The sequence below is a fragment of the Novacetimonas maltaceti genome (genome assembly GCF_002906255.1).
GTDB lineage: Bacteria > Pseudomonadota > Alphaproteobacteria > Acetobacterales > Acetobacteraceae > Novacetimonas > Novacetimonas maltaceti.
The window spans coordinates 24,025-33,901 of record NZ_POTC01000034.1 but is presented as its reverse complement, the minus strand read 5'-3'; the positions used below and the strand labels follow the sequence as shown (position 1 = coordinate 33,901).

At 64.6% G+C, this 9,877-nt stretch carries 8 protein-coding genes and 1 pseudogene; 3 read left to right on the top strand and 6 right to left on the bottom strand.

The window, feature by feature from the left end:
• Positions 1-281, top strand: a pseudogene (locus KMAL_RS11620) (DNA-binding protein); the annotation flags it as partial.
• 164 nt (positions 282-445) lie between these two features.
• Positions 446-1,186 (top strand): OmpH family outer membrane protein, encoded by a 741-nt coding sequence (locus tag KMAL_RS11615; RefSeq protein ID WP_110095864.1) that lies wholly within the window; start codon positions 446-448, stop codon positions 1,184-1,186.
• Positions 1,187-1,264: 78 nt separating this feature from the next.
• On the opposite strand, the gene ybaK is transcribed toward KMAL_RS11615, so the two are convergent.
• From ybaK to metH, 6 genes are all read right to left on the bottom strand, one after another.
• On the bottom strand, positions 1,265-1,738 hold the full coding sequence (gene ybaK / locus KMAL_RS11610) for a Cys-tRNA(Pro) deacylase (protein WP_110095863.1): 474 nt from the start codon (positions 1,736-1,738) through the stop codon (positions 1,265-1,267).
• A gap of 201 nt (positions 1,739-1,939) precedes the next feature.
• The gene (locus KMAL_RS11605) at positions 1,940-2,707 is read right to left on the bottom strand and encodes an SDR family NAD(P)-dependent oxidoreductase (protein ID WP_180999812.1); all 768 of its coding nucleotides are present in this window, start codon (positions 2,705-2,707) and stop codon (positions 1,940-1,942) included.
• The gene (gene purF, locus KMAL_RS11600) at positions 2,704-4,179 is read right to left on the bottom strand and encodes an amidophosphoribosyltransferase (RefSeq protein ID WP_239020104.1); all 1,476 of its coding nucleotides are present in this window, start codon (positions 4,177-4,179) and stop codon (positions 2,704-2,706) included. The genes KMAL_RS11605 and purF overlap by 4 nt, the downstream gene beginning before the upstream one ends.
• A 91-nt stretch (positions 4,180-4,270) precedes the next feature.
• Positions 4,271-4,795 carry a CvpA family protein gene (locus KMAL_RS11595; RefSeq protein WP_110095861.1) on the bottom strand — a complete coding sequence of 175 codons (525 nt, stop codon included), beginning with the start codon at positions 4,793-4,795 and terminating at the stop codon, positions 4,271-4,273.
• Between the two features lie 378 nt (positions 4,796-5,173).
• Complete coding sequence (locus KMAL_RS11590; protein ID WP_110095860.1) at positions 5,174-5,614, bottom strand: phosphoribosyl-ATP pyrophosphatase; 441 nt, start codon at positions 5,612-5,614, stop codon at positions 5,174-5,176.
• 76 nt (positions 5,615-5,690) lie between these two features.
• Positions 5,691-9,200 (bottom strand): methionine synthase, encoded by a 3,510-nt coding sequence (gene metH, locus KMAL_RS11585; RefSeq protein ID WP_110095859.1) that lies wholly within the window; start codon positions 9,198-9,200, stop codon positions 5,691-5,693.
• Between the two features lie 216 nt (positions 9,201-9,416).
• Here metH and KMAL_RS11580 point away from each other — a divergent pair, with 216 nt between their 5' ends.
• Positions 9,417-9,851: a hypothetical protein gene (locus KMAL_RS11580; RefSeq protein WP_110095858.1), complete on the top strand. Its 435-nt coding sequence runs from the start codon at positions 9,417-9,419 to the stop codon at positions 9,849-9,851.
• The last annotated feature ends 26 nt before the right edge of the window (positions 9,852-9,877 follow it).

Sequence of the window (9,877 nt, the reverse complement as noted above, 5' to 3'; positions counted from 1 at the left end):
AAATCCTGTTCCGAATCGAGGATCTGGATTCCTACGTCACCTCGCTTTACGAACGGGTCAACATTTCCACGACCGAGCAACTGCGCCACAGGAACGAATGGCGGGGACGGCTTTCGGGCATGCCCGAGGCGCAGCGCGGACGGATGTACGACCCCTTCATGCAGATCCTGACCCGCGATCAGCTGTTCGAAGCCGGGGCGAACCGGGGGTTCCGCATCGCGTTCCTCGGCGGCCTGTTCGTGATCTTCCTGTCGCATACTCCCCTGTTGTGGCGCCTGTGACGCCGGGCGGCATGGCCCGCATGTGCCCGATGCCCCACCGCCCCCCGGCGTGACGCAACGACATGGTTTCCATGGGGGCTTTTTTATGGGACCGGGGCTGTTAATTCGCCATATGATCCGCTACCCACAGATATTCGATGGCGGAACAATCATGGATTTGGATTATGACAGCTAAGCGCAATGCTAGGCTTGCCTCGACCCGTCAGCGGGCAGGGTTCGGACGCTGGGCCACGCTGGCGCTGGCGATGACCCTGGCGCCTGTCGCGGCAATGGCGCAGGACGCGGGTGCAGGACAGCCGCAGCAGCCGCCGGTCCTGCCGATGCCGGCGGTGCCGGAATTCAAGCCGCTGCCGGCTGGCGTGCGCCCCGCGGCCCCCGTAATCGGCGTCTTCAATACCCAGATGATCATGGGACAGTCGGTCGCGGTGCAGAAGATCGAAAAGGAACTCGGCACCCGCCGCGAATCCCTCGTCAGTGACGTCCGGGCCGAGGAAACGCAACTGCAGGGCATCCGCCAGGGCATCCTCAAGAGCGGCAAGGCCCCGACCCCGGCGCAGCAGCAGGAACTGCAGAAGCGCGTCATGGCGGACCGCACCAAGTTCGGCAACCGCAACCGCATCCTTGAAGAAGACGCGCAGGTCGGCCTGAACCAGGTGCAGCGCGAAATCCAGCAGATCGTCTCCGCCATCGCGCGCGCGCGCGGCATGACGATGGTTCTGCAGGCGGGCACGGCGGCGCTGCATGACAATACGCTCGACATCAGCAACGAGGTCGTCACCCACCTCAACAGCACGCTGCCGTCGGTCTATATCCCCGGCCCCAACGAAGACCCCGAGGAAATCGCGAAGTCGGGCAAATACCCCGTCGCACCGTTCCAGATGAACGATCAGGGCGGCGAACAGTAAAAAACCGTCTTTGGGAAACAGAAGCTTCTGGGCGCCGCCTTTTTAAAAAGGCGGCGTTCTTCTGAAGCTTTACTTATTTTACGACAGCAGGTCGGCGGGAAATGCGCCGCTGGCCTGCATCGCGTCCTCTGGCGACAGGCGCACCAGCAATCCGCGCTTTCCACCATTGATGACCATGTACGGCTCGGCCTGCGCTTCCTGCGCGATGGCGGTCGGGACCTGCTTCTTCTGCCCGAACGGACTGATGCCGCCCACCTTGAACCCGGTGGCGCGCTCGGCATTCGGGGGCTTCATCATCTGCGCGGACTTGCCACCGAATGCGGCGGCAACCTTTTTCATGCTGATGCTGCGCGCAACCGGCACGACCACGCAGGCCCCACGCCCATCGACCTCCACCATCAGGGTCTTGAAAACCCGCTCCGGCGGTTCCCCGATCGCCTGCGCTGCATGGTTGCCGACCTGATCGGCGCTGGAATCATATTCATACGGAACAACCGTATAGGCGACACCGGCCTCGTCGAGGGCAGCCGTCGCGGGTGTGCTCTTGCTCATGTGGCGCAGTATAGGGCGAGATACGGCCCGATGCACAACCGGAATCCGTGGGTGTCCTCAGGGCTCTGCCCTGAAACCCGCCAAAGGGCATTGCCCTTTGGAAACCATGACTTTGCGCAGGCGGAATACCGCAACAACATATTCCTGAATTTATAGAAGTTTTTGGTGAAGCTTTTTTCAAAAAGCTTCAGAAGAACAGCCTCACCCCTGCCCCACAACAGGCATGGCAACAATCCGCTGCCCCTGTCGCATCTCCCCAGGCAGGCACAAGGGCACGATCTGGCGTGCCACCTGCTCCGGACGAGGCAGGGGCGCGGGGTCGCCACCGGGCATGGCCTGCCTGCGCATGCGTGTCGCAACGATCCCGGGATCGAACAGGTTCGCCCGCAGGCCCGACGTGGCGGGGATTTCGCATGCCCATGTCCGCACCAGCGCATCCTGCGCCGCGCGTGACGCCGCCACCATGCCCCAGAACGGGGCGGGCGTGCAGGCATGCGCATCGGTCAGGAACACGGCACGCCCATGCGGCGCACGTTCCAGCAGGGGGGCCGTCGTGCGGATCAGTCGCCACGCCGCCGTGGTGTTCAGCGCAAGGCAGTCCTGCCACGCCCCGGCCTCCATATGGGTCACGGGTGTCAGCACGCCCAGCGTTGCTGCGCAATGCACAAGGATGTCCAGCCGCCCGAACCGGGCCATGACCGACGGGCCGAGCATGTCGAGCGCCGCGCCATCGGCAAGGTCCATCGGCAGCAGCGTCGCCCCCTGCCCCGCAGCCTGCCCTGTCGCGCCACATTGCGCGGCGATCATGTCATCGGTACGTTCCAGCCCGCCCACCGTCCGCGCCACAAGGACGCAGTGCGCGCCTGCCGCAGCCAGGGCGCACGCCACGGCCCGGCCGATGCCCCGGCTTGCGCCGGTCACCAGCGCGACCGTCCCTTCAGGCAGTTGGCGCGCGGGCGATGGCGTCACGCCGGGACGTTGGGATGTTCAGCGTTGTAGTCCACCAGTTCGATGGGATAATCGCCGGTAAAGCAGGCATCGCAGTAACGGTTGCAGGCCGCGTCGCGATCCTTGTAGCCCAGCGCGCGATACAGCCCGTCAAAGGAAATAAACGCCAGCGAATCGACGCCGATCAGTTCGGCCATTTCCTCAAGGTCATGCTGTGCCGCCAGCAGCTTGCTGCGTTCGGGCGTGTCGATGCCGTAGAAGCATGAATGCATCGTCGGCGGCGAGGAAATGCGCATGTGCACTTCCTTGGCCCCCGCCGCGCGCACCATGTCCACGATCTTGCGCGAGGTGGTGCCGCGCACGATCGAATCATCCACAAGGATCACCCGCTTGCCATCCAGCACGGGGCGGTTGGTGGAATGTTTCAGCTTCACGCCAAGGTTGCGGATCTGGTCTGTGGGTTCGATGAAGGTCCGGCCCACATAATGGTTGCGGATGATCCCCAGTTCAAAGGGAATGCCGCTGGCCACGGAATAGCCCATCGCAGACGGCACGCCGGAATCGGGCACCGGCACGATCACGTCCGCCTCCACCGCGCTTTCACGGGCCAGTTCTACGCCGATCTGCTTGCGCGTGTCATACACCGCCTTGCCATCCATGACGGAATCGGGACGGGCGAAATAGATGTATTCGAACACGCAGAACCGCGACTGCTTGGTGTTGAACGGCCGGATGGAGCGGATGCCCTCGTCATTGATGATGACAATCTCGCCCGGTTCCACGTCACGCACGAACTCCGCGCCGACGATGTCCAGCGCGCAGGTCTCGCTCGCCAGCACCCATGTCGGGCCTTCGCCCTCCTCCCCGGGGATCTGCCCGAGGATCAGCGGACGCACGCCCAGCGGATCACGCACGCCCATCAGCGCGTCACGCGACAGCGCCACCAGCGAATACGCCCCCAGCACCTGCTTGAGCGCGTCGATCAGGCGGTCCTCCACGCTGACATACAGCGAAATGGCGATCAGGTGGATGAACACCTCGCTGTCGGTCGTGGACTGGAAGATGCAGCCGCGCCGCACCAGCGCCTTGCGCAGCGTCTCCGCATTGGTCAGGTTGCCGTTATGCGCCACGGCCAGACCGCCGAATTCGAAATCGGCGAACAGGGGCTGCACGTTGCGGATCAGCGTCGCGCCTGTCGTGGCGTAACGGTTATGGCCCACCGCGCTGTGGCCCGGCAGCGTGGCCATCACATGGGCATCGCCAAAAACGTCGCCCACCAGGCCCAGGCCCTTGTGCGTGTGAAAGCGGTCGCCGTCATATGACACGATGCCGGTGGCTTCCTGCCCGCGATGCTGTAACGCATGCAGGCCCAGCGCCGTCAGCGCCGATGCCCCCTTGGTGTTCCACACACCGAAGACGCCACATTCCTCATGCGGCTTGTCGTCATCATGCCATTGGGCCGGAACGTCATCGTTCGGCGCGCATGCCTGCATGGGAGAACCGGACGAGGCGGAGAAGCGGATGCGGGACATGGATCAGCGATCTTTCCTTGGCGGACAGCGGCGGCGGGGACCGGCGGAAGGTTCAGATTGGCGCGTCATGACGCGTTCGCGCCGGTTGCGCAAGGTGTGGCGTGACGGAATCGGACGTAAAATGCGACAGGTATGTCGTGCTGTCGCCAACAAGGGGGACAATCCGGCTGTCATTCATGGCATCGGGCCATGTGTCGTGCGGCACGAGGAAACACACCGCCATATACAGCACAAGCAGGCAGGCATACCCGCGCAGCACCCCGAACAGCAGCCCCAGCATCCTGTCGATTCCACCCAGGACGGAGCCACGCACGGCCTGTCCCGACAGATGGGCGGTCATGGTGAAAACCACAAGGAGCGTGATGAACATTATCCCCCACGCCGCCGCGCGTGCCAGCAGTGCCGTATGGATCCACTGCGCGGCATAGGGGATGAGGAAGCCATGCCAACTGAAGGACAGGAAGCCCGCCATGACCCACGCGGCAATGCCCAGCACTTCGCGTGAGAAGCCGCGCACGGCACCCACCACCGCCGACAGGCCGACAATGGACAGGCAGGCAATGTCGATCCAGTTCATCCGCCACAGGACAGGCAGGGAGGAGGGACCGACCGGGTAAGAATCCTGCGTGCCGGGAGGGCAGGCACGCTGCGGGCATGGACCCGATCCATGGATCGCGCTGTTCCTTCTGCTCCGGCGGGACTAAAGGCGTCTGCACCCATGGCGACGCCCTGCCGCCGGGGTGCTTATGCCATCTGCCCGTTTCGGTTCATAGGGGGAAAACCATCAATTCCCCCGCGCAGACGTGACACTGTGCATGGGCGGCCGGACTGATGGAGAAAAGATCAAAAGTTTTTGGGTGTCGCCTTTTTTCAGAAAGGTGACGTTCCTTGAAGCTTTTTGAAAAAAGCTTCACCAAAAACTTCTTTTACTTTCAGTGTATTACGTAAGCGCGGCTTATGGCAGCTTGGTGGTGCGGATCTTCCACGGGCGGCGGCGCAGGGCGGGGGCGGCGCTGCGGCGTTCGGCCGTGTTCAACGCCAGCAGGAGGTTGCCCATGCGCGTGCGCCGGTCAAGCTCGATCCAGATATCCTCCGGCTCGACCCCGCACGCCACCCATGTCCGCACCAGTTCCGACAGGACATCGGCGCTGTGGCGCACCAGTGCGTCGTGATCCTCGCCCATCAGGGCGATCAGGCACTGTTCGGCCTCGATGGTGAACTGCCGGGCGGCGGCGCGGATATGCGCGCGTTCGCGGGCATCGGGTGCGATCCCCGCGCGCGCGGCACCGTCATTGCCCGCGCGCATGCGCAGGCGTTCATAAAGCCGCGTCATCACCCCCCCGGCCTGCAGGCCAGAATCCGGGTCGGCACTGTCATGGTCGGCGGGATGGGACATGCCCCGATGATGGGGGGCAACAGGTTTGCGGTCAATAACGCGTGCGCGGCATCACCCGCGCACGCAACGCGACCCTTCAGATGGAGAAATACTTGGCGTGGGGATTGAGGATCACCAGCGCCGAGGTGGACTGTTCAGGATGCAACTGGAACCCATCGGTCAGCGTCACGCCGATCTTTTCGGCATCCAGCAGTTTCAGGATCGGCTCCTGCTCCTCAAGGCGCGGGCAGGCGGGATAGCCGAAGGAATAGCGCGACCCGCGATAACCCTGCTGCAGCAGTTTATTCATATCGCGCGCATCCTCCGCCGCAAAGCCGAGTTCGGCGCGGATGCGCTTGTGGGTGTATTCGGCCATCGCCTCGGCCATCTCCACCGACAGGCCGTGGAGATAGAGGTAATCCTGGTACCGGTCGGCCTCGAACCACTGGCGCGCGATGTCGGACGCCTTCTGCCCCACGGTCACGACCTGCAGGCCAATGACGTCACGCTGCGCATCGTCCACGTCGCGCACGAAATCGGCAATGCACTCCCCATCCGCGCGCGGCTGGCGCGGCAGGGTGAAGCGCGCCACCTCCGTCGTGCCATCGGTGTCGAACAGGATCAGGTCGTTCCCCTCGCCCGCCGCCTTCCAGTAGCCGTAGGAGGCCTGCGGCCGCAGGATGTCATCCTGCATGCACATCGCAAGCATCCGGCGCATGACCGGGCGCAGTTCCTTGCGCGCCCAGACCATGAATTCCTCCAAAGAGCGGCCCTGTTTGCGAAAGCCCCACTGGAACTGGTACAGCGAACGCTCATTGAGGAACGGCAGCACCGCCTCCGGTGTGGCCTCGAGCACGCGCGGCCCCCAGAACGGCGGCGTGATGACGGGTTCATCGCGCGTAAGCCGCTCGCGCCGTGCCCGGGCGGCAGGAATGTCGGCAGGGGCGAAACCACGGTTTTCCGCCTGCTCCAGATCACGCGGCGTGCTGCGTGTCGCCTTGGTCGCGCGGCGCGACTGGATGGCGGCGATATAGGCGTCGAATTCGCCCTTCACCACCTTGTCCATCAGCGACAGCCCATCGAACGCATCGCGGGCATAGGCCACGCGCCCGTCCTCCCCGTATGCCGCGGCACAGTCTTCCTCAACATAATTGCGCGTCAGCGCGGCACCGCCGAGCAGCACCGGCGTCTCGATCCCCTGACGGCTCATCTCCTCCAGGTTCTCGCGCATGATGACGGTCGATTTCACCAGCAGGCCGGACATGCCGATCGCATCGGCCCCGTGTTCGCGCACGGCGGCAATCATGTCCGCCACCGGCACCTTGATGCCAAGGTTGACCACGCGATAGCCATTGTTGGTCAGGATGATGTCCACAAGGTTCTTGCCGATGTCATGGACGTCGCCCTTGACCGTCGCCAGCACCATGGTGCCGCGCGCCTGTCCTTCCTTGCGCTCCATGTGCGGCTCCAGCCACGCAACGGCGGCCTTCATCGTCTCGGCCGACTGCAGGACGAAGGGCAACTGCATCTTGCCCGCGCCAAACAGTTCGCCCACCACCTTCATCCCGTCGAGCAGGACGGTATTGATGATGTCCAGCGGCGACATGTCGCGCATCGCCTCCGCCAGATCGTCCTCCAGCCCCTTGCGGTCGCCATCGACGATCCGGTCCTTCAGGCGTTCGGGGGCCGTTTCGGCGCGCACCTTCTTCACCGCGTCGGCGGCCTTGCGGTCGGCGAACAGTTCGAGCATGCGCTGCAGCGGGTCATAGCCTTCGGCGCGGCGGTCGAAGATCAGGTCCTCGGCCACCTTCACCTCTTCCTCCGCGATCAGGTGCAGCGGACGTATTTTCGAGACATGGACGATCGCCGCCGTCATGCCCGCGCGCACCGCATGGTCGAGGAAGACGGAATTGAGCACCGCGCGCGCCGCCGGGTTCAGCCCGAAGGAGATGTTCGACAGGCCCAGCACGATCTGGATGTCGGGGAATTTCTCGTGGATCAGGCGGATGCCCTCCAGCGTCCACAGCCCCAGCTTGCGGTCGTCCTCCACCCCCGTGCCGATGGTGAAGGTCAGCGGGTCGATCATCAGGTCGGACTGCGGCAGGCCATGCTTGTTGCAGGCATAATCCACCAGCCGTTCGGCAATCCGCAGCTTGTCCTCGGCGGTCTTGGCCATGCCCACTTCGTCGATGGTCAGCGCGATGACCGACGCGCCGAACTTGCGCGCCAGCTTCAGGCGGTCATTGGCCGCCCCCTCGCCATCCTCGAAATTGATCGAGTTGATGATCGGCTTGCCGCCATGCAGCTTCAGCGCGGCCTCGATGACCGGGGTCTCGGTCGAATCGATCACCAACGGCGCATTGACCGAGGAGGTGAAGCGGGTGATGACCTCGTTCATCTCGCGCATTTCGTCGCGACCGACAAAGGCGGTGCAGACATCGAGCGCATTGGACCCTTCGGCCACCTGTTCGCGCCCGACGGCAACGCACCCGTCCCAGTCGCCAGCTTCCTGCAACTGCCGCCATTTCTTCGACCCGTTGGCGTTGCAGCGCTCCCCGATGGAGAAGTAGCTGTTTTCCTGCCGCAGCGGCACCTGTGAATACAGGCTCGCGACCGAGGGGATCCACACCGGCCTGCGCGGCACGGGCGCGGGACGAAGGCTGCGCCCGGTCTCCTCCGCGCGGCGGCGCAGCATCGCGTCAAGCGCCTGCGTATGCGGCGTGGACGTGCCGCAGCACCCGCCGATCAGGTTCAGCCCGTCCTCGACAATGAAGCGTTCGACCCATGTCGCCATGTCCTGCGGCGTCAGGGGATAATGCGTCTTGCCATTGACCAGTTCCGGCAGCCCCGCATTGGGCTGGACCGAGATCATGCCCGGCCAGTTTTCCGACAGCCAGCGCACATGTTCGGCCATTTCCTGCGGCCCCGTGGCGCAGTTCAGGCCCATCACCGGCACGTCGAGCGCATTGATGACCGTCGCCGCCGCCCCGATGTCGGGCCCGACCAGCAGCGTTCCGGTGGTTTCCACCGTGACCTGCACGAAAATCGGGGTGTCCGTGCCCAGTTCGGCGCGCGCGATCTTGCCCGCATTGACCGCCGCCTTGATCTGCAGCGTGTCCTGGCACGTCTCGATCAGCAGGCAGTCAACGCCGCCTTCGATCAGGCCACGGCACTGCTCGGTCAGCCCGGCCTCCAGCGTGTCGTAATCGATGTTGCCCAGCGACGGCAGCTTCGTCCCCGGCCCGACCGACCCCACGACATAGCGGTGGCGCCCGTCCGAAAACTGCTCCGCCGCCTCCCGCGCGAGTTGGGCGGCCGTACGGTTGATCTCACGCGCGCGGTCGGCCAGCCCGAATTCGCCCAGCGTGATGGGCGAGCCGCCAAAGCTGTTGGTCTCCACCATGTCGGCCCCGGCCTCGAAATAGCCACGGTGGATTTCACGCACCAGTTCGGGACGCGACAGGTTCAGGATCTCGGTGCAGTTTTCCTGCCCCCAGTAATCACGTTCCACCTCCAGGTCCAGAAGCTGAACGCGCGATCCCATCCCGCCGTCACACAGCAGGACCTGATCACGAAGGGCGTCAAGGAGATGGGGACGAGTGGTCATGGGTATCCTGATCTGTCATATGCGCAAGGGGTGCCGCCGCACCATAACGGGAAGGCATGGGTGGCGGATTGCCAGCGGCATCGCAAACATGCCGGTTCATGCCCATCTTATTCCCCTACTCCCGCATGCCTGTCCAGTTCAGGGATGCATCCGTGACGCACTTAGCGCCCATCATCGCGCCACATGGCGCACAGGATATCGCAAAGGACCCCGCGCATGCACGACATCGCGCAACCGACAGGCACACGACATGATGACGGGCAGGACGATGACGGGCGCATCCGCCTTGAACTGTGCAGTCCCGGCGCCCTGCCCCCCGACGCCCGCACCGTGCTGGTGCGCGTGGGGCCTGCGGCGCCGGGGGAAGCGCAGGCCGGTGGATGGGCGGCGGTCGTGCCCCTTGCCCCGCCGGCGCCAGCCGCGTTCGGGCACGGGGCGGCATGCGGGTGCTGTGTGGGGCGGGCGGGAATCGGCGCGCTGCTGGGCGACCTGTTCCGCCGGCGCGCAACAGGTGGCATCGCGTGGTTCGCGCGCGTGGTCATCATGGCGGATGCGGCGTACCTGCCCGCGCTGCGCCGGGACGTGAGCACCGACATCGTCGTGCGCGCCCGGTACCGTGCGGCTGATGCGCATGATGGCGGAAATGCCTGAGCGTTAAGAAACATTTTGCTTTCTGG

What these genes read in the sequence shown, in the direction of transcription:
- KMAL_RS11615 (WP_110095864.1), top strand. Translation starts at nt 446, where the DNA reads ATGACAGCTAAGCGCAATGCTAGGCTTGCCTCGACCCGTCAGCGGGCA.
- ybaK (WP_110095863.1), bottom strand. Translation starts at nt 1,738, where the DNA reads ATGAGCAAGAGCACACCCGCGACGGCTGCCCTCGACGAGGCCGGTGTC.
- purF (WP_239020104.1), bottom strand. Translation starts at nt 4,179, where the DNA reads ATGCAGGCATGCGCGCCGAACGATGACGTTCCGGCCCAATGGCATGAT.
- KMAL_RS11595 (WP_110095861.1), bottom strand. Translation starts at nt 4,795, where the DNA reads ATGAACTGGATCGACATTGCCTGCCTGTCCATTGTCGGCCTGTCGGCG.
- KMAL_RS11590 (WP_110095860.1), bottom strand. Translation starts at nt 5,614, where the DNA reads ATGTCCCATCCCGCCGACCATGACAGTGCCGACCCGGATTCTGGCCTG.
- metH (WP_110095859.1), bottom strand. Translation starts at nt 9,200, where the DNA reads ATGACCACTCGTCCCCATCTCCTTGACGCCCTTCGTGATCAGGTCCTG.
- KMAL_RS11580 (WP_110095858.1), top strand. Translation starts at nt 9,417, where the DNA reads ATGCACGACATCGCGCAACCGACAGGCACACGACATGATGACGGGCAG.